General features: G+C 40.1%; 16 protein-coding genes and 1 other annotated feature. Of the genes, 10 read left to right on the forward strand and 6 right to left on the reverse strand.

Annotation, left to right across the window (positions count from 1 at the left end; genetic code table 11):
* Nucleotide 1: 1 nt before the first annotated feature.
* From J9537_RS01865 to J9537_RS01875, 3 genes are read right to left on the reverse strand one after another with little or no spacing between them, the layout of a single operon-like run.
* On the reverse strand, nt 2–1627 hold the full coding sequence (locus tag J9537_RS01865) for a glycoside hydrolase family 13 protein (protein WP_218256510.1): 1626 nt from the start codon (nt 1625–1627) through the stop codon (nt 2–4).
* 45 nt (nt 1628–1672) lie between these two features.
* On the reverse strand, nt 1673–3439 hold the full coding sequence (locus tag J9537_RS01870; RefSeq protein ID WP_218256511.1) for a glycoside hydrolase family 13 protein: 1767 nt from the start codon (nt 3437–3439) through the stop codon (nt 1673–1675).
* Nucleotides 3440–3453: 14 nt separating this feature from the next.
* Nucleotides 3454–4557: an ABC transporter ATP-binding protein gene (locus tag J9537_RS01875; RefSeq protein ID WP_218256512.1), complete on the reverse strand. Its 1104-nt coding sequence runs from the start codon at nt 4555–4557 to the stop codon at nt 3454–3456.
* A 331-nt stretch (nt 4558–4888) separates the two neighbouring features.
* Between J9537_RS01875 and J9537_RS01880 the strand changes: the two genes are divergently transcribed.
* The 5 genes from J9537_RS01880 to J9537_RS01900 all read left to right on the forward strand — a co-directional run bounded on the left by J9537_RS01880 (nt 4889) and on the right by J9537_RS01900 (nt 11124).
* Nucleotides 4889–6145 (forward strand): extracellular solute-binding protein, encoded by a 1257-nt coding sequence (locus J9537_RS01880; RefSeq protein ID WP_218256513.1) that lies wholly within the window; start codon nt 4889–4891, stop codon nt 6143–6145.
* Between the two features lie 130 nt (nt 6146–6275).
* Complete coding sequence (locus J9537_RS01885) at nt 6276–7601, forward strand: carbohydrate ABC transporter permease (protein WP_376713203.1); 1326 nt, start codon at nt 6276–6278, stop codon at nt 7599–7601.
* Complete coding sequence (locus J9537_RS01890; RefSeq protein WP_010747124.1) at nt 7601–8440, forward strand: sugar ABC transporter permease; 840 nt, start codon at nt 7601–7603, stop codon at nt 8438–8440. The genes J9537_RS01885 and J9537_RS01890 overlap by 1 nt, the downstream gene beginning before the upstream one ends.
* A gap of 154 nt (nt 8441–8594) precedes the next feature.
* On the forward strand, nt 8595–9500 hold the full coding sequence (locus J9537_RS01895) for a magnesium transporter CorA family protein (RefSeq protein WP_010747123.1): 906 nt from the start codon (nt 8595–8597) through the stop codon (nt 9498–9500).
* A gap of 154 nt (nt 9501–9654) precedes the next feature.
* Complete coding sequence (locus tag J9537_RS01900) at nt 9655–11124, forward strand: IS1182 family transposase (protein WP_137438785.1); 1470 nt, start codon at nt 9655–9657, stop codon at nt 11122–11124.
* Nucleotides 11125–11252: 128 nt separating this feature from the next.
* Here J9537_RS01900 and J9537_RS01905 read toward each other — a convergent pair whose 3' ends face one another.
* Both J9537_RS01905 and J9537_RS01910 read right to left on the reverse strand, forming a co-directional pair.
* Nucleotides 11253–12062, reverse strand: coding sequence for a Cof-type HAD-IIB family hydrolase (locus J9537_RS01905; protein ID WP_218256515.1), 810 nt, complete (start codon nt 12060–12062; stop codon nt 11253–11255).
* A 78-nt stretch (nt 12063–12140) separates the two neighbouring features.
* A complete protein-coding gene (locus J9537_RS01910; protein ID WP_218256516.1) occupies nt 12141–13175 on the reverse strand; it encodes an FUSC family protein in 1035 nt (344 codons plus the stop codon).
* Nucleotides 13176–13307: 132 nt separating this feature from the next.
* Nucleotides 13308–13436, forward strand: a sequence feature (ribosomal protein L20 leader region).
* 27 nt (nt 13437–13463) lie between these two features.
* On the opposite strand from J9537_RS01910, the gene infC reads away from it, so the two are divergent.
* From infC to J9537_RS01930, 5 genes are all read left to right on the forward strand, one after another.
* Nucleotides 13464–13988 carry a translation initiation factor IF-3 gene (infC, locus tag J9537_RS01915; RefSeq protein ID WP_010747120.1) on the forward strand — a complete coding sequence of 175 codons (525 nt, stop codon included), beginning with the start codon at nt 13464–13466 and terminating at the stop codon, nt 13986–13988.
* Nucleotides 13989–14061: 73 nt separating this feature from the next.
* Nucleotides 14062–14262: a 50S ribosomal protein L35 gene (gene rpmI, locus J9537_RS01920; RefSeq protein ID WP_010747119.1), complete on the forward strand. Its 201-nt coding sequence runs from the start codon at nt 14062–14064 to the stop codon at nt 14260–14262.
* 61 nt (nt 14263–14323) lie between these two features.
* The gene (gene rplT, locus J9537_RS01925; RefSeq protein ID WP_010747118.1) at nt 14324–14683 is read left to right on the forward strand and encodes a 50S ribosomal protein L20; all 360 of its coding nucleotides are present in this window, start codon (nt 14324–14326) and stop codon (nt 14681–14683) included.
* A 188-nt stretch (nt 14684–14871) separates the two neighbouring features.
* Complete coding sequence (locus J9537_RS20760) at nt 14872–15000, forward strand: hypothetical protein (protein ID WP_280640431.1); 129 nt, start codon at nt 14872–14874, stop codon at nt 14998–15000.
* Nucleotides 15001–15155: 155 nt separating this feature from the next.
* Complete coding sequence (locus tag J9537_RS01930) at nt 15156–17708, forward strand: HAD-IC family P-type ATPase (protein WP_218256517.1); 2553 nt, start codon at nt 15156–15158, stop codon at nt 17706–17708.
* Nucleotides 17709–17717: 9 nt separating this feature from the next.
* Here J9537_RS01930 and mafR read toward each other — a convergent pair whose 3' ends face one another.
* Nucleotides 17718–19166, reverse strand: a complete 1449-nt coding sequence (gene mafR / locus J9537_RS01935; RefSeq protein WP_218256518.1) for a global transcriptional activator MafR — start codon at nt 19164–19166, stop codon at nt 17718–17720.
* Nucleotides 19167–19291: the final 125 nt, after the last annotated feature.

Below are 19291 nucleotides of genomic sequence, written 5' to 3' on the forward strand. Positions count from 1 at the left end.
ATTAATCTCCTAGCTCTACTACAAAAGCATCCCAAGGAGCTAACTTAACAGTTTGCTCGCGAGGAATATCTGATGTTAAGTTTGAAATAATCACTTTTCCTAAGTTTCCTTCTGGGAAAGTAAAGGAATGAGGGGTGTTTGAGAAATTCGCGACGACCAACCATCGTTTGTCTTCGTAGATTCGAAGGTAGCTGTATACTTCATCCGCTGTGTCAGGCAGTAACTGATAATCTCCCCAAACCATAATCGGGTGCTCTTTACGTAATTGAATCAATTTTTGATAGGTATAAAAAATTGATTGGGGATTATGCAAAGCTTTTGTAACGTTGATTTTGGAATAGTTTGGTGAAACTGCGAGCCAAGGCGTTCCTGTTGTAAAACCAGCTTGAGGAGACGTATCCCATTGCATCGGAGTTCTCGCGTTATCTCTTCCTTTTTGATTGATCGCGTTTAATAAGGTTTCCTTTGATTGTCCTGCTGAGAGCTGTTCGAAATACATATTTCGACTTTCAATATCCTCGACTTCTTCAATGTCAGTAACTACATGATTGGTCATGCCGATTTCTTCTCCTTGATAAATGTAAGGTGTGCCCTTCATGCAATGGAGTAAAATAGCTAGCATCTTTGCTGATTTCTCATGATAGTCCTCGTCATTTCCCCAACGAGAAACAATACGAGGGAGATCATGATTGTTCCAAAAAAGGGAATTCCAACCGTTATCACCTAATTCAGTTTGCCATTTTGAAAAAACAGTTTTTAATTCTTTAATCTGTAACGGTCGGCTGACCCACTTAGATTGTTCCGCTACTTCATCTAAACCAATGTGTTCAAACTGGAAAACCATAGATAATTCCTCGCGAGAAGGGTCAGAATAAAGTTTTGCGATGTCAGGCGTCGCTCCCCATGTTTCGCCAACAGTCAAAAGCTCTTTGTTGCCAAAGGTCGCGTGATTCATTTCCTGTAAGTATTTATGGAGTTTAGGCCCGTTACCAGTAATCTTTTTATCCGGAATCTTTCCAATCAAGTCAATGACATCCATCCGAAAACCACCAATGCCCTTATCGATCCAAAAGTTCATCATGTCGTATACAGCTTGCCGAACAGAAGCGTTTTCCCAGTTTAGATCGGGCTGCTTTTGGCTGAATAGATGGAGGTAATATTGTTTCGTCTTTTCGTCATATTGCCAAGCAGGTCCGCTAAAGATACTCTTCAAATCATTTGGATAAGTATTATTGATTGGGTCACGCCAGATATAAAAATCACGGTAAGGATTGTCCTTGGATTTTCGTGCTTCGATGAACCAAGGGTGTTCATCGCTAGTGTGATTGACGACTAAATCTAAGATAATTCGAATGCCGCGTTCCTTCGCTTCATGAATTAATTGCTCCATCTCTGCCATCGTGCCGAATTCTTGCATGATGGCTTGATAATCTGAAATATCATAGCCGTTATCATCATTTGGACTTTGGTAAACCGGACTTAGCCAAATGGCCCCAATTCCAAGTTTTTGCAGGTAATCCAGTCGTGAAATAATTCCCTTTAGATCTCCGATTCCATCGCCGTTTGTGTCTTGAAAGCTGCGTGGATAAATTTGGTAAACAACGACTTCTTGCCACCAGTGGCTCATAAACGTCACACTCCTATGAAAATGAGGAAAGGATCTAGCCTTCCGTTATTTTTTAAAAATTGCAAAACCATTCGGTTCAATCGTAATTCTATCGCTGTCTGCATCAGCTAGATGCAGCATGATGGATTCGCCTAGAGAATGCTCAACGATTGGTAGATCACCTGTATTGAAAATGCCGATCATGCATTCATCTGGAATAGTTCTTGTAAAGATTAACGTTCCAGTGTTCGCATCAACTTTCTGCCATTCGAGCGAGCCTTCGGAAAGAATGAATTGATTTTCTCGGCGAAACGCAATCAATTCCTTTACAAATGCAAAAAGATTCAAATCCTGTTTTTTAGGATCCCAGACCATGCATTTTCGACAATCAGGGTCCATGCCGCCATCCATGCCGACTTCGTCCCCGTAGTAAAGACAAGGAACCCCTTGTTGCAAGTAAAGAAACGCTAGAACTTGTTTCATTAGGTTCTTGTCGCCGCCGGCAAGTGTTAATAAACGAGGTGTATCGTGACTGTCGATCGTGTTTAACATCATTTGATTTGTTTGCTTGCGGTACAGTGTTAACTGTTCGTTTAGATTGCTGACTAATTTATCCAACGGAATCTTTTTCTCTAAAAAATAGTTCGTGATAGATTCAGTAAAGGCGTAATTCATCACCGCGGTAAATTCATCGCCTTGCAACCAAGGTTGTGAACTGTGCCAAACTTCTCCGAGTAGATAGAAATCTTCTTTTAATTCGTGACAGGTCTCCGCGAATTTTTTCCAAAGATGATGATCCACTTCATTAGCTACATCTAACCGCCAAGCATCGATATCGAATTCTTGGATCCAATATTTTGCAATCGTTAAGATGTATTCCTGAACTTCTTTGTTTGCGGTATTTAATTTTGGCATATGAGGTGTAAAAGCGAACGTATCATAATTCATATCTTCCGCAACTTCAAAGTCGTCTGTTTTTGTATAATGAATGGGGAAAGAATGGATATGAAACCAATCTTTAAAGCGAGACTGCTCTCCTTTTTCTAGGACATCACGCCATTGCGTAGAGGTATCACCAATATGATTAAATACCGCATCTAACATGACACGTATCCCGCGACGATGACATTCTTCGACTAATTTTCGAAAGAGCTCTTTATCGCCAAACCCAGGATCAATTTCTAAATAATCCGTTGTATCGTATTTGTGATTGGTAGGAGCAGTGAAAATTGGACAAAAATAAATGCCATTAATTCCTAGATCACTTAAATAGTCTAGGTGATCAATAACTCCTTGAAGATCTCCGCCGTAGAAATCTTGTCGTCCAGGAAATTCCTTACTAGCCCAAGGGAGTACATCTATTGGATCGTTACTAGGATCTCCATTAGCAAAACGCTCAGGAAAGATTTGGTACCAAACGGTTTCTTTTACCCACTGAGGTGCCTTGAAGCGATCAATCTCATGGAAAAAGGGCATGCGGAAATAGTTATTAGCCATCAACAAATAGATTTCTTCAACAGGGAAAACTCCATGTTCTGTAAAAAAAACAGAGGTTTCGTCGTAGCCTGTAACGATAAAACCGTAACCCAGACGTCGGCGAGGAGCAGTAACATCAATTTCCCAATAATCATACAGATCGGTAGATAGGGTCTTCCTCATTTTTGCGGGTTTGCTATACCAGCGTTGTTTGTCTAGTTGATAAGGGTCTCCATGGACTAATGAGACGTTTTTACAATCTGCCCGAGCGGTACGCAAACGTATATGCATTATTTCGTTTGTGTATAAATAGGCAAATTCACTTTCAGTGCGATGATAGATTGCTGCTGTGTTCATGTAAACCTCCGTTACTAATAGATTGCCTCTTCCGTTTCGAAATCAAAGAAGCGAGCTTTATTTAAATTGAAGGCGAGACAGATTTGTTCGCCAGGATTATGAAAATCTCGAGCATCTACTTTAGAAATGAATTCTGTGTCACCGATTGTGGAGTACAGCATGGACTCATATCCAAGCAGTTCGCTGACAACAACGGTGGCAGAGACAACGGAATTCTCATAAGCTTCTAAAGCAACCTCTTCTGCTGTAATGTCTTCTGGTCGAATCCCAAAAGTTACTGTTTTACCCTCATATCCTTGACCCGTTAACGTTTTTACTTGTCCTTCCGGCAAAGGGAGATCCAGACCTTTATGATTTGTGATGCGCCCATTTTTAAAAGTAACTTCAAAGAAATTCATTGCTGGACTACCCATAAAGCCGGCAACAAATTTGTTCGCTGGTCTATTATATAGTTCCTGAGGAGATCCCACCTGTTGAATGACCCCTTCATTCATAATGACGATACGATCTGCTAAAGTCATTGCTTCCGTCTGATCGTGAGTTACATAGATTGTCGTGGAACCTAAGTTTTGATGGATTTTAGCGATTTCTGCTCGCATTTGTACGCGGAGTTTCGCATCTAAATTAGATAAAGGCTCATCCATCAAAAATACTTTTGCATCACGGACGATGGCACGACCCATAGCAACTCGCTGCCGTTGGCCGCCTGACATGTCTGCGGGCTTTCGGTCTAACAATTCTGTCAAACCTAAGATTTTCGCAGCTTCTTCTACACGTTGTTTGATGTCATCTTTAGGATATTTTCGCAATTTCAATCCAAAAGCCATATTTTCGAAAACAGTCATATGAGGATAAAGGGCATAATTTTGAAAAACCATCGCAATATCACGATCCTTAGGTGGAGTATCGTTCATTCTAATTCCATCGATCTCGAATTCGCCATCAGTGATATCTTCCAATCCCGCGATCATTCTAAGTGTGGTGGATTTTCCGCAACCTGAGGGACCAACGAAGACGATGAATTCATGCGTTTTGATATGAAGATTAAAATTTTTGACAGAGTAGGCATTATTGTTTGGGTATTTCTTGTTGATGTGTTTCAAATTTAATTCGACCATTCTAATGCTCCTTTGGATTTAATAGGTTATTGTGGTGCAATTATTACATATTATGCAATCGGTTGCAAATGTGTAATTTATATTTCGATAGTTAAATAATTTGTATTTTATAATGTTTAACAAGCGATGAATATAAGTTAAACGCTGTATTAACAATGTTTGATAGTCTTTTAGAAATGAAGGACATGAGATTTAAAAAAACAATTTTTTTGTTTAAAATAAAATAAATTCAAAAAAATAAAATAATTTAAGCGCTTTCTATTGCAAAAAAGAGCAATCGGTTGCATAATATGTTTTGTAGCAAAAATCAACTAACGCAGGAGGAAGCGGAATGAAAAGTAAATTAAAGAAGTATTTATTGTCAGGGGCAATGTTAGGAGCAGCTGTTTTAACATTGACTGCATGTGGGTCAGGATCTGATGAAAAGAAAGCGGCTAGCTCATCAGATAAAACAGATGTGACGTTATGGGTTACAACGGATTCAAAAAAATTCTATACGAAAGTTTTAGAAGACTTTAAAAAGGACAATCCAGATATCAATGTAAAGGTTGTTGAAACTGAAGACTCGAAGGCTCAAGAAAATGTTAAAAAAGATCCTTCTTCTGCGGCAGATGTTTTTGCGCTGCCTCATGATCAGTTAGGACAATTAGTAGACTCTGGGGTTATTCAAGAAATTCCTGAAAAATATGCAAACGAGATTAAAGAGGAACAGTCGGAAACAGCATTGTTAGGGGCTACGTATAAAGACAAGGTCTATGCGTTCCCATACGGAATCGAATCTCAAGTGCTTTATTACAATAAAAAATTGTTGAGTGAAGACCAAGTCGGAACCTATGAGAACATTACTAAAGAAGCGACTTTCGGTGCGAATTTAAAGGCTGTCGATGCTTATAAAATTGGTCCATTGTTCATGTCGGTAGGTGATAAGCTATTTGGCGATACTGGAGAAGACGTGAACGGGACAGATTGGAATAATTCTGCAGGCGTTTCAGTATTGCAATGGATCGCAGATCAGAAAAATAATTCTGGATTTGTGAATGTCGGAGACGATTATATTTCGCAATTTGAGAACGAGAAGATTGCGGCATTTGAATCGGGTCCATGGGATAAAGATAAAGCGATTGAAGCGGTTGGAAAAGATAATTTAGGAATCGCAGTTTATCCGAAAATTACTATCGGGGGCAATGAAGTCCAACAAAAAGCTTTCTTAGGTGTGAAATTATATGCAGTAAACCAAGCTCCTGCTGATGGTGATTCGAAAAAAATTGCAGCAGATTACAAACTTGCGGCTTACCTATCTAATGCTGCGACACAAGAAGCTCAGTTTAAAGATGAAACGAGAAATATTATTCCATCGAATACAGCGGTTCAACAAGCGGATTATGTGGCGAATGATGAATTAGCGAAAACGGTCGTTACCATGAGTGGTTCGGATTACTCTGTTGTTATGCCGAAGATTCCTGAAATGACGAATTTTTGGACAGCCTCTGCAGCCGTTTTAAGTGATACTTACAATGGAAAAATCAAGCCAGATCAATATCAAGCGAAGTTAGATCAACTAGTTGAGGATATCTCTGGCAACAAGTAAGGAGTAGATGTCGGAGCAAAAAAATTAACCTTTTTTGCTCCGAAATTCTTTTGTGTATCGAACAAGCTTACTTCAAAAAAAGGAGGTTCTTTCAATGGAAATATCCGGGGGTTATGGTGATGATTTCTCAATGAAGCGTGTGTTCAGGGAGGGAGACCTCAAAACAAAGCTATCATTCGGAATCATGGGACTCAGCAACCTGTTAAATAAACAATTCTTTAAAGGTATTTTATTCTTGTTGTCTGAAATTATATTTATTATCGCTTGTATCTATCAGGTTATTCCGGGAATTGTCGGATTAGTAACGTTGGGAACGAAAACTCAAGGGATGCAATGGCAAACGATTGATGGAATAAAGATGAAGGTGTCGGTAGAAGGCGACAACTCCATGCTATTGATGATCTATGGATTAGCAGCTATTATTTTCTGTGGCGTATTTGCTTATGTTTACTGGTGCAGCCTGAAGAGTAATCGAAAATTATTTTTGTTAAATAAAGAAAATAAGAAGATCCCAAGTTTTAGAGAAGATCTAAAAACACTAGCTAACGGCCGCTTTCACATGACATTAATGATCATTCCGTTAGTCGGTGTGCTGCTTTTTACTATTTTGCCGTTGGTTTATATGATTGGTATTGCATTTACGAATTATGATCATAATCATTTGCCTCCTGGACACTTGTTTGACTGGGTTGGCCTGGCAAATTTTAGCAATGTATTAACCGGCCGTATGGCAGGGACTTTCATGCCGTTGTTGTCGTGGACAATGATCTGGGCTGTTGTAGCTACGGCAACCAACTTCTTTTTTGGAATTTTACTGGCCCTGCTAATTAACACAAAAGGGCTGCGAGGGAAAAAAGTTTTTCGAACGATCTTTGTAATCACGATGGCGGTGCCGCAATTTGTTTCTTTGTTAATCATGCGTAATCTTTTAGCGGATTGGGGCCCTTTAAACGCTCTTCTAGAGAAGTGGGGATTGATTTCTAACGCGTTACCATTCTTAAGTGACGGCACTTGGGCGAAGTTTTCGATTATTTTTGTCAATATGTGGGTAGGGATTCCGGTAACGATGTTAATCGCGACAGGAATCATTATGAATTTACCGACTGAGCAGATCGAAGCAGCTGAGATTGACGGAGCAAATAAATTTCAGATTTTTCGATCCATTACATTTCCACAAATTCTGCTAATCATGACACCTAATCTGATTCAGCAGTTTATTGGAAATATCAATAATTTCAATGTGATCTATCTATTAACTGGCGGTGGACCCAATAATTCTGCTCTCTACCAAGCCGGGGATACTGATTTATTAGTAACTTGGCTGTATAAATTGACCGTTGTAGCGAGTGATTATAACTTAGCCAGTGTCATAGGGATCATTATCTTTGTGTTGAGCGCGGTCTTTAGTTTATTAGCTTATACTCGCTCAAAATCTTATGAAGGAGGTTTGCAATGATGAAGAAGCAAAAAACGCGAACACTAGCATTTGTTTACATCTTGTTGATCACTCTTTCGATCATTTGGCTATTTCCAATTTTATGGGTTGTTTTGACTAGCTTTCGCGGAGAAGGAGCGATGTCGGTCAACTATATTATTCCGAAAACCTTTACGCTGGAGAATTATAAAATGCTATTCAGTAATAACTCATATCCTTTTGCCCAGTGGTTTTTCAATACACTAATTGTAGCAATCGCTACCTGCCTCATTTCAACGTTCATCACTGTAGCAATCGCTTATTCTGTTTCGCGAATCAAGTTTAAGTTTCGAAATCGTTTCTTGAAGTTAGCGTTGGTTTTGAACATGTTTCCTGGCTTTATGAGCATGATTGCTGTGTATTATATCTTAAAGGCGATGGAACTAGATGGGACATTGATTGCTTTGATCATCGTATATTCCGCGGGTGCGGCATTAGGTTTTTATATCGCGAAAGGTTTTTTTGATACGATTCCGTACTCCTTAGACGAGTCAGCTATGATTGATGGGGCTACAAAAAAGGATATTTTCTTTAAGATCACATTGCCGTTGTCAAAACCGATCATTGTCTATACGGCATTAATGACGTTTATGATTCCGTGGATGGATTTCATTTTCGCACAGGTTATTTTGGGTCAACAAAAGCAGAAATACACGGTAGCAATCGGTTTGTTCACCATGCTTCAGCCAGATAAGATCAATCAATGGTTCATGCCTTTTACAGCAGGATGTGTGATTATCGCCATTCCGATCACATTGTTGTTTATGGTAATGCAAAAGTATTATGTGGAAGGGATCACGGCTGGCGGAGTGAAGGGATAATTTAGCTTTGCTTTCATTTTACAAATTTGAATCGTTGAGGACAGAGGTGAAATTAATTCGCTTCTGTTCTTTTTTATTATCAAGTAGTATTAAACTACTGAATCAAATTTTTTTGCTATACTGAAGGTGAATGATTTAGTTAGGGAGGATTGTGATGGACAGCAGACAAACATTCAATCAAGAGATGTGTTCATGGATCAATGTAGATGCTACACAGCCTCACGAGATAAAAAAATTACGAGCCAGCTATGCGATCAGCGACGAAATGCTGACGTACGCATTAGATGATAATGAACGGGCGCGGGTGGAGTATGATCCGATGGAAAAAGCCCTTCTATTGATCTTTAATGTGCCGAACCTCTTGAAAAAGGATAATCATTATGAGACAAGTCCGATGGCCTTTATTCTGAAGGACCATACCTTTTTTTCTTTTGTAAATGATCGGACTTCTTATGTTGAGAATATTATTGAAAACATCTTATCGAATGAGCCGAATCAAAGTACCGCGAGTTTATTGTTTCATACGTTATTTTTGATTTCTGATTATTATTTTCCGTTAGTGGAGGAAGTCGACAGTCAGCGAATCCACCTAAATAAGAAACTACGGGAGAAAACAACGAATAAAAATTTATTGGCTTTATCTGATTTGGAGATCGGTTTGGTGTATCTAGTGACAGCGACTAAGCAAAATGCTGTGTTGCTGGAACAAGTAAAGGTTCAATCTATTTTTTCTAGTTTTACCGATAAGGAAAAAGAAGAGCTGGATGATGCGTTGATCGAGGCGAGGCAGGCAGTAGAGATGACGAAACTGTCTAGTGAAATTTTGGATCAATTATCTGGTACCTATAATAATTTATTGAACAACAATTTGAATGATACGATGAAAATTCTGACGATTTGGTCGTTGTTACTAACAATTCCGACAATCGTGACGGGCTTTTTCGGGATGAATATGCCATTGCCGTTTACGCATTCTGAGATTGGGTGGGTTATTACGCTAATCATCAGTCTTGGGTTATCAGTGTGGTTAATCTTGGTCTTATGGCGCAGAATACGTTAAAAGCGAAGCAATCAAATGAGGAGCCACTGATAAAGTTCAATAACAAAAATTGTCGAAAGAGAATGCAGGCATTTTCTTTCGACAATTTTTTCTTTTAGATAGTGATTCGTTGTCCAGATATCTTTATAATTAGAAGTATCTAGGGGGCGATTTCATGCTTAAACAAATGGTTCAAACCACACTTAGTCCATATAGTGATCTTTATGATTTACTCATCCCAGCCGATCATATTTTGCGTCGGTTCAATGAGTTAGTTGACTTTTCTTTTGTTTACGAGGAACTAGAAAATAAATATTGTTTAAACGATGGTCGCAATGCCTATGATCCGATTAAGTTATTCAAATATTTGATGTTAAAAGCGATGTTTCCCGCGTCTGATGTGGATCTCGTTGCTCGCAGTAAAACAGACATGGCCTACAAATATTTTCTTGGCTTAGCTCCAGAAGACGAGGTCATTGATCCAAGTCTACTGACGAAATTCAGACGACAACGCTTGAACGATTCAAATTTACTAGATCTCTTATTGAACAAAACCGTTCAGCTCGCGATCGAAAAAGAGATTATCAAAAGCAAAGGAATTATCGTAGATGCCACACATACCGCTTCTAGATTTAATAAAAAATCCGCAATAGAGCTCTTACGTTCTTATTCAAAAAAGGTGCGCAAAGCGATTTATACAGTAAAACCTGAAGCGAAACAGATCATGCCTGAAAAAAATCAAAAAAACGAGTACCAAGCAGAAAAAGACTATGTAAAGACGCTCTTAAAAGCAATTGAGGAACATCCAGAATGGTCCGTCATACCTGCAGTCGCGGAGTCAGTCAATCAGTTAAAAGAAACGGTTGAAGATTGCCAAGAATATGAAGTCTATTCTCACGATACGTCCGCAAAGGTTGGACATAAAACCGCAGAAACAGAATTTTTCGGCTATAAAACCCATCTGGCTATCACCGAAGAACGAATTATCGCAGCCGCAAGTGTGACTGGTGGGGATGTTGGAGACGGCCCATATTTAAAAGAATTAGTTGAAAAATCACGTGCGAACGGAATTGATGTGAAGGAAGTTATCGGTGATACAGCGTATTCAGGAAAAGCCAACTTACTTTTTACAGCAGAAGAAAAAATTAAACTTTATTCAAAACTTCATCCAGTGATTTCAAATGGCACACGAGATCCCGAACAGGAGTGGGAATATAATAAGGACGCTGGAATGTACGTCTGTCCCAATGGACAATTGGCCTTTCGAAAAGCTGTTCAAGGAAAGAAAAATCAAGGAGAAAACCAACGATTGACCTTCTATTTTGATGTAAAAAAGTGCCAAGCTTGTCCATTGAATGAGGACTGTTATAAAGAAGGGGCAAAAAGTAAAACGTACAGTGTGACGATTCAATCCCAAGCACATAGCGACCAACAGACATTTCAGGAAACGGAAGCGTTCCAAAAACGTTACCGTATGCGTTATATGATTGAAGGAAAGAATAGTGAAATCAAAAACAGACATGGCTACAATGTTTCCTGGTCTAAAGACATTGAGGGCATGATGCTTCAAGGAGCCAGTACGCTCTTTGTCACTAATTTAAAACGAATCGTTAAGCTGATTGATGAAAAAGCGGAAGAAAAATAATAAAGAACGCCCGATGATCAACTTTGTAGGCTGATCATCGGGCTTTTTCCGTTCATTAATCTGAGTTTTTGTAGAAACTAGGGTACTTTATCAGTGGCTCCATCAAATGATGCTTCGCTTTTTTTATCTTATAGGATGAATGTTTCAATGACTTCGGCTACAGCGCTTTGCTCGTGATCTGCAATGGTTGTATGTTGAGCCGCCTCTTTTACAGCAGGAACCGCGTTTGCTACGGCAATGCCCAGTTCTGCTGCATGGATCATAGCCAAGTCATTGGTGTTGTCACCGATTGCGATTGTTTCTTCCATAGGAATCTCCAGATGCTCGGCGAGTGTTTGTAAGGCGACTCCTTTACTGACTCCTTTAGGGTTGAATTCGATGTAACGATTAGAAGAATAACTGATCTCTAAGACATCGTGGAGGGACTTGGGCATCTCTTGCTCTAACCGTTCCAAATAGCTGCGATCTAAATTTTGGAACAAGGCTTTATAGCAGACTTGATCTTTTAGAAAGCTTATCTCATCATCCGGCCGTTTTTCGTGGGGGATTGTCGTTAAGTAGGCGTCCTCCTCTGGGTTGCTGTGATAGACATACGTTTGATCGAAGGTATAGAGATGGATCGCAACATCATAGTTCGAACCAAATTCAAATAGTTGAGCCAAAATCTCAAAAGGCATAGGAAAATCTTTGATGATTGTTGGTCCATAGTTTTCTACGACTACGCCGCCATTAAAACCGATCATATAATGATTTTTCTTATTCGCCGCATCTAACTCTTCTAGCGTTTGTTTAATGGAATAAAAGCCGCGTCCGGTAGCTGGTGCAAAGACCAATCCTTGCGCTTCAGCCATTTTTATTGTTTCTTGTGTTCGTTTTGAAACATGTCGGCCTTTATCTAACAATGTTTCATCGAGATCGCAAGCAATCAATCGATACATAGTGGAGCCTCCTTCATTTTTATTGTTCTTATTATAGCAAAATCCGAGTGGGCTCACTCGGATTTTTAATGGTTGTATTTAATTAGAATGGAATTTACGGTTGTAAAATTCTAAACTGGTACTCATCAACCAGCCAGCAAACAGCCCCAATAAACTGCCGATCACGATTCCTAGAAAGCGGAATTGGATCAGAGAATAAAGATACTGTTGTCTTACCAACATAGAAAGCATTAATGCCATTGGGGTGGAGAAGAACTGAGCGATGGCATAATTACGTTTCACGAAATATTCGACTGTTACAAAAAGGGCGGTAATAATCAGTAAGGTTTCAAAAACGGATAATGGTAAATTCAGCAGGAAGGCTGCAATTGCCAGTCCGATAATCGTACCGAAGATTCGTTGAACATTGCGATGAGCCATCGCTCGAAGATTGTCTCCCTGTAATATGGAGGCGCAGGAAACGACCAACCAATAAGGGTTTTTCAATTGCAGTCCCATACTTAGATAAACAGCAAAGAATAAAAAGCCGCTATATAAAAGACTATCGATCACTACTGCTGGATCATCATTGATTCGTTCCTTCACTGTTTTTGGAGGTTTACTAGCAGGCAAAGGTTCCTTTTCTACAAGATGTAGCAGGGAAGCGAAGCCTAAAGAAAAAAGAACACCGAGAAGCAAGAAGCTGCTCATTATGGGAATTCTATGTAGCGGAATTTTTGTACTAGCCCCCATTGCTGTAACCATGACAATAAAGAAGGGACCAGGTTTAGCGATACCATATAATCTAAAGAAAAATCTTCCTAAAAAACCAACGATTGCAACGACGATCGGAGCCGTCCAAGCAGCATGAGTGGAAAGCATTCCGAGAAAGTTTCCTACAGTTAAAAAGCTGCCGACGATAGATAAACGGATCATCAATTGTTTTAATGGAAGTTTTTGATAATAGAGAAAGGTGAAGATACCTAATGAGCCGAAACTAGAAATCGTTAGTTGGTGGAATAAGTAGCCGGTAAAAAGAATGCTGCTCATGCAAAGGCCGGCGCCAATCAAGCGTAATGGGGATTCCTTGGGTTTGTTGTAATGAATCAATTCTTTAAAAAAAGAATGCTCCATACGATCACTTCCTTCCTCTATACGTTAGCACACAAACTAAAGAAATTTCAACAAAAGTTTCAGAAAACAATCAGAAATAGGAATTATCTGGTTGACATTTTAAGTTACTCCTTGTATACTGGTAAAGTTGAGAAATGAAAGCAGAAGCACCCGCTTCTCGCCTTACGCGAACATCTCGCTGGGCTAGATAGTTAATGACTGATCTTTTCGATGAGTCGAACTACGTGCGGGTTCGTAAAGAACTCGTTTTTTTATTCGCTTTTTTTCTCTCAAAAATTTTGGAGGTGAATGACCATAGCAAAGGATATGATGGTTAACGACGGCATTCGTGCACGTGAAGTACGTTTGATCGGACAAGACGGCGAACAATTAGGTGTGAAATCGAAAGTAGAAGCCTTAAAGATTGCTGAACAAGCAAACCTTGATGTAGTCCTAGTCGCTCCTGGTGCAAAACCACCTGTAGCGCGTATTATGGATTATGGGAAGTATCGCTTCGAACAACAGAAAAAAGAACGTGAAGCTCGCAAGAAACAAAAAGTGATCAACGTTAAAGAAGTTCGTTTGAGCCCAACAATCGACGTGAACGATTTTAATACAAAACTTCGTAACGCACGTAAATTCTTGGAAAAAGGCGACAAAGTAAAAGCGTCAATCCGTTTCAAGGGCCGTGCCATTACCCACAAAGATATTGGTCAAAAAGTTCTTGATCGCTTAGCTGAAGAAACTGCCGATATCGCGACAGTGGAACAAAAGGCGAAGATGGACGGACGTAGCATGTTCTTAGTGCTTGCACCGAAAGAGAAGAAAGACTAGCAATAATTTTGAGAATGCATCTTTGACTCTCGTTAAAGAGTATGCGAAATGAAAAGTAGGAGGAAATTTAGTCATGCCAAAACAAAAAACACATCGCGGTTTAGCAAAACGCGTAAAACGCACTGGTAAAGGCGGTTTGAAACGTTTCCGCGCGTTCACAAGTCACCGTTTCCACGGAAAAACAAAAAAACAACGTCGTCAACTACGTAAAGCGTCTATGGTATCAAAAGGCGATTACAAACGTATCCGCCAACAATTGGCACGCATGAAATAATTGCGCAACCCGCTTTACAACTTAAAAAATTCAATGATTTATTTATTAGGAGGAATTAAACATGGCACGTGTTAAAGGTGGAACTGTAACTCGTAAACGTCGTAAAAAGACATTAAAACTAGCTAAAGGTTACTACGGTTCTAAACACACTCTATTTAAAACAGCTAAAGAACAAGTAATGAATTCATACAACTACGCATACCGCGATCGTCGTCAAAAGAAACGCGACTTCCGTAAATTGTGGATTGCACGTATCAACGCTGCAGCTCGTATGAACGGCTTGAGCTACTCAAAATTAATGCACGGTCTTAAAGTTGCCGGTATCGAAATCAACCGCAAAATGTTAGCTGACTTAGCAGTTAACGATGCAGCTGCTTTCACTGCACTAGCTGACCAAGCAAAAGATTCATTAGCTAAATAATGAATGATCAACCTCGCTCGATGGAGCGGGGTTTTTTTATTTGTTCAAAAACCGTACCAAACGTTTAAGCATATTAGAAGATACTTTCAATTACTTATGCTATGTTTAATATATAAAATGGTCGGGACAGTTAAGCGAGTTTTAACGGTTTCGTTTTTCATTAATAAAAAACGCAGGAGGGAAATAGCATGAAATCATTATTTAAGTTTATGGTTGCTAGTACACTTATCGTAGGCGGCGTTTTAGTTGCAGGGACAATTTTGACAACGAAGAAAATCGATGACTACGGCGATGATCTGCAAAACTTTTTACACTAGTCTTATTGCGGCATAGCGGCACTTCATTTTGAAGTGGCGCTTTTTTTTGTTTGCTAAAACACAATTATTTCAGTCTTCTATGAAATTATCGACCTTAAAAATTGTGATTTCTCCGTATACTTAAGGTATCAAATGAATGAGATGGAGGAATACATATGAAATGGTACCAATTATCAACTAAAGATGTTTTACATAGAACAGACTCACAAGTCGCTGGATTAACAAAAGAAGAACGGAAGACACGTTTGAAAAACAATGGACCGAATAAGATGGAAGAAAAGGAGCAGGTTCCATTGTGGCGTAAAATCGCCAAGCATTTTACAGATTTATTGATGGTGGTTTTGATTGTTGCGGCGCTATTGAAATTTGCGACAGGCGAAGTGATTGAAGGCAGTATTATTTTCCTAGTAGTAATCGTCAATGGCTTTGTAGGCTATTGGCAAGAGCGAAAAGCGGAGGAATCATTAGACGGATTAAAGCAGATGATGGGGCAGGAAGCCACGGTTTTAAATGAAGACCAAGCGCTTAAAGTAAATTCAGAGGAGCTGGTTCGAGGAGATATTGTTCTCTTGAAGGCAGGCGATGTGATTCCCGCTGATTTACGTTTGATCGAGGTACATGACTTAACGGTAGAGGAATCGATCTTAACTGGTGAATCAGAGGCAGTTGAAAAGAAGGTTGATGCGATTGCGCAAGAGGCTCTAGCTGGGGATCAGCTAAATATGGCCTTTTCAGGTACGCTGGTACAGACAGGTTCGGCACGTGGTGTGGTTATTGAAACAGGAGACGCCACTGAAATCGGAAAAATCAATCATGCGTTGCAGTCGATCCAGTCTCAGACAACACCGTTAGTGAAAAAGATGCACCAGTTAAACAAGCAAATCTTTAGAGGGATTTTAGCATTAATTGTGTTTTTACTCTTCTTTACGAGTTTCAGGTATGGAATGGATTGGAGCTTGATGTTCTCGGCGAGTATCGCGTTGATCGTTGCGATGATTCCTGAAGGACTGCCAGCCGTTTTAACAATGATTTTATCCATGGGTGTCAAGGAGATGGCTGATGAGAATGCGATTATCAAAGGCATGCCAGCGGTAGAGACGTTAGGATCGATGACAGTGATCTGTTCAGATAAAACAGGAACGCTCACGAAAAATGAGATGACTGTGCAGGAGGTTGTCACGGAGAAACCAACGTTAGTGAAGGAAATCATGAACAATTGTCAGGATTTAAAAACCAAAGATGAGCAAAAAATCGAAGAAATCCATGGCAATCCAACAGAGCTGGCACTATTGAAGTATGTAGACGAGGAAAATCAGCAGCTAAAACCAGTGTTAGGAAAGATTCCCTTCAGCTCTAGCTATAAGTATATGGCAACACTACATGCCGTTGACGATGAGTACGTGATTTTCATTAAAGGGGCACCGGAAGTATTATTAGAAAAAGCAGCGTTAGAAAATACGGAAAAAAGTAAGTGGGAAAAGCGTGGTTTAGCGTTGGCTAGCAGAGGCCAGCGTGTTCTGGGCTTCGGATATAAAAAGGTTTCTTCTGCGGAATTGACCCATGACGCCTTACATGGCTTAACCTTTGCTGGCTTGGCGGGGATTATTGATCCGCCAAAAGAGAGTGCGATTCGTGCTGTAGCTCAGGCGCAGCAGGCTGGAATCTCAGTAAAAATGATCACCGGGGATCATAAAGCAACGGCACAAGCGATCAGTGAACAAATTGGCTTGAAGCACACGGCTAAACTACTAGAGGGGGCCGACATTGACGGAATGTCAGATGAGGAATTGGCTGAAGCGGTTGGGCATGTGGACGTATTTGCTCGAACGACGCCTGATCATAAGCTGAGAATCGTGACTGCGTTGCAGAAAAATGAAGAAGTTGTTGGGATGACCGGCGATGGCGTGAATGATGCGCCGGCCCTGAAGCAAGCAGATATTGGGATCGCGATGGGGATCAAAGGCAGCGAGGTAAGCAAGCAGGCTGCTGATATGGTATTAGCAGACGATAACTTCTATACAATTGTAAAAGCAGTTAAAGAGGGGCGTCGGATTTTTGATAATCTGCAAAAGACGATTAATTTCTTTTTACCTACAGCTTTGGCGCAAGGGTTGATCGTGATATTGGCTCTCTTAATGAACCGTCCGCTACCGTTGACACCGATTCAAATATTGTGGGTGAATATGGTGACTACAATCACGCTCTCCTATGCTTTAGGCTTTGAAAAAGCAAGCAGCGATACGATGACGCGTCCGCCAAGAGACACAAAGCTGGGGATACTATCAGGCTATAGCTTCTTTCGGATTCTGTATGTCTCTCTGCTGATCATGATTCCAGCCTACTTCTTATCTATGCGCTTTGAAGGAGTGGCGCTGCAGCAGACCATTCTTTTACAAAGCATTGTTTTAGGGCAGGCAGTATACATGATCAATTGTCGTGAGCTGTTTGATCCAGCGATCAATCGCCGCTTCTTCGAGAATAAGTTTTTGTTTCTTTCATTAGGCATTCTATTTATTCTTCAAGCAGGTGTGGTCTTCCTTCCTTTGGCGCAGCAGCTAATTGGAACAACGGCACTTAGTCTGGCGCAGCAATTAGTAATTTTAGCCAATGCATTGCTGCTGTTTCTAGTCGTTGAAATCGAGAAGAGGATCAGTAAAGGGGTTTTTCGGAGAAAAGAAAAAGCGGTCAGCCGTTACCAGAATGACTAACCGTTTTACTTATAAATAAGAATGTGAAGTGAGTTCGGTCAATTGACTGAGCTCATTTTTAGTTGGAATGGTGGATAAATAGAGTATCGGAACGGGCATCGAATCTAGCGGAATGTTAGAGAGAATCAAATCCCCGGTACCCATCTTCGCTTCCGGCAATTGAGAAATTTCTAGCGATACGAGGTTCACCCGTTTTCCTAAAAGGTCTGCTAGTTCCTGCTGCAAGAAGGCTTTCCAGGACGGCTCGCTTTGGAAAATGAAAAAGACTGTTTTGCTAGGCGGCTGAATCGTATAAATCGCTTGCTGACTCAAAAGAGAAAAGAGGTTGACGAAATAGGTAGTATCTCCAATTGTAGAAAATTGCGGCAAACGATTAAACAGTTTGGTACTGGCTTCGGCCAAAATAGCATATTGGTCATTTCTTTGCAGCAGCAGTTCCTGATATTCTAGTTGAAATTGCTTCGACAATACTGGCGATTCTGCATATTTTAACAATAAAAGCACGATGTTTGTCGCTAAGTTTGTTTGCAGCAACGCTTGTAAATGGAGGGCATCCGCAATTTCCTGAACCGCTTCCTGAGCGTTCTTTCGCAACAACGGGTATTCCTGCGTTAACACCTTTGAAACATTCTTGCCCAAGGGATTGTTGTAGTTCCAGCTTTCTAAAAAGCAGAAAAAGGCAAAAAAGATTTCCTCCTCTTTCAAATAGACGCCTTCTTTTTCATAGAGCTCTTTTAGTAGTGGTGCGTAGAGACTAAACAGCGGATCGTTGGCTTCAAAGCTGAAGTCATTGATTGAGCAGCCAGCCTTGATGCGAATACTGTTGATAAAAAACCAGCAAATACCAAAAATCTGTTCTGTCTCAACAGATATGCCGTCAGTAATCCTCTTTGTCAAAAAATATAGATAATGTTCTTCATGGATCGAATAATCCTCAAAGAAGTAATTGTTATGGGTGAAGGGAAGCAGCAGTCGATGATAAAAAATTCGAATAGCACTTTCTTCGCCGATTAGATAGGCGTTCGTTGAGGTTAGGCGAATTTTAATGTTAAAGGACTTCAGCTGTTGATTGATTTTTGTTCGATGGCGCTTAAGCGTTTCGTAGGAGACGCCCGTTTCATCAAGAAAACGAGGAATATTCAGTTCCTTCGTAAAAAAAAGTTCTTTGATTAATTGCAAGCTAACTGAATGGGGCAAAAAAGCTTCCCATAGATCATTGGTCAACGCCTTTTCCTTTGAGAGCAAACGAATCCCGCTGTTATCAGAGTCTAATGTCCAATGTTCCGGCAGGTAGTGGCGAATCAGCTGTAAATCAGAGAAAATTGTTCGTTCAGTGGTTCCGATGTTCTTTGCTAGTTCTTTAGCGGTCAGTTGCGGGTGATTCAAAAGCTGCTCCAAGAGTAAGATCTGACGATGAATATCTTTTTCGGTAATAATTTTTTTCAGCATCGAGTACATAGAGGAAGCCTCCTTTGGAACTAAGCATACGAAAGAGAAGCACTGCGGGTCAAGCGACAACCTCTTGAATGAGATTCTAAGTGCTAGGGATTTTTTTTATGAGGGAAATAGTCTATACTTTTATA

It is taken from the genome of Enterococcus raffinosus (assembly GCF_019175485.1).
GTDB lineage: Bacteria > Bacillota > Bacilli > Lactobacillales > Enterococcaceae > Enterococcus_A > Enterococcus_A raffinosus.

Coding starts and splice junctions, on each gene's coding strand:
- J9537_RS01900 (WP_137438785.1), top strand. CDS start 9,655: ATGCTTAAACAAATGGTTCAAACCACACTTAGTCCATATAGTGATCTT.
- J9537_RS01930 (WP_218256517.1), top strand. CDS start 15,156: ATGAAATGGTACCAATTATCAACTAAAGATGTTTTACATAGAACAGAC.
- rpmI (WP_010747119.1), top strand. CDS start 14,062: ATGCCAAAACAAAAAACACATCGCGGTTTAGCAAAACGCGTAAAACGC.
- rplT (WP_010747118.1), top strand. CDS start 14,324: ATGGCACGTGTTAAAGGTGGAACTGTAACTCGTAAACGTCGTAAAAAG.
- J9537_RS01880 (WP_218256513.1), top strand. CDS start 4,889: ATGAAAAGTAAATTAAAGAAGTATTTATTGTCAGGGGCAATGTTAGGA.
- J9537_RS01890 (WP_010747124.1), top strand. CDS start 7,601: ATGAAGAAGCAAAAAACGCGAACACTAGCATTTGTTTACATCTTGTTG.
- J9537_RS01865 (WP_218256510.1), bottom strand. CDS start 1,627: ATGAGCCACTGGTGGCAAGAAGTCGTTGTTTACCAAATTTATCCACGC.
- mafR (WP_218256518.1), bottom strand. CDS start 19,166: ATGTACTCGATGCTGAAAAAAATTATTACCGAAAAAGATATTCATCGT.
- J9537_RS01905 (WP_218256515.1), bottom strand. CDS start 12,062: ATGTATCGATTGATTGCTTGCGATCTCGATGAAACATTGTTAGATAAA.
- J9537_RS01885 (WP_376713203.1), top strand. CDS start 6,276: ATGAAGCGTGTGTTCAGGGAGGGAGACCTCAAAACAAAGCTATCATTC.
- J9537_RS01910 (WP_218256516.1), bottom strand. CDS start 13,175: ATGGAGCATTCTTTTTTTAAAGAATTGATTCATTACAACAAACCCAAG.
- infC (WP_010747120.1), top strand. CDS start 13,464: ATGACCATAGCAAAGGATATGATGGTTAACGACGGCATTCGTGCACGT.
- J9537_RS20760 (WP_280640431.1), top strand. CDS start 14,872: ATGAAATCATTATTTAAGTTTATGGTTGCTAGTACACTTATCGTAGGC.
- J9537_RS01875 (WP_218256512.1), bottom strand. CDS start 4,557: ATGGTCGAATTAAATTTGAAACACATCAACAAGAAATACCCAAACAAT.
- J9537_RS01895 (WP_010747123.1), top strand. CDS start 8,595: ATGGACAGCAGACAAACATTCAATCAAGAGATGTGTTCATGGATCAAT.
- J9537_RS01870 (WP_218256511.1), bottom strand. CDS start 3,439: ATGAACACAGCAGCAATCTATCATCGCACTGAAAGTGAATTTGCCTAT.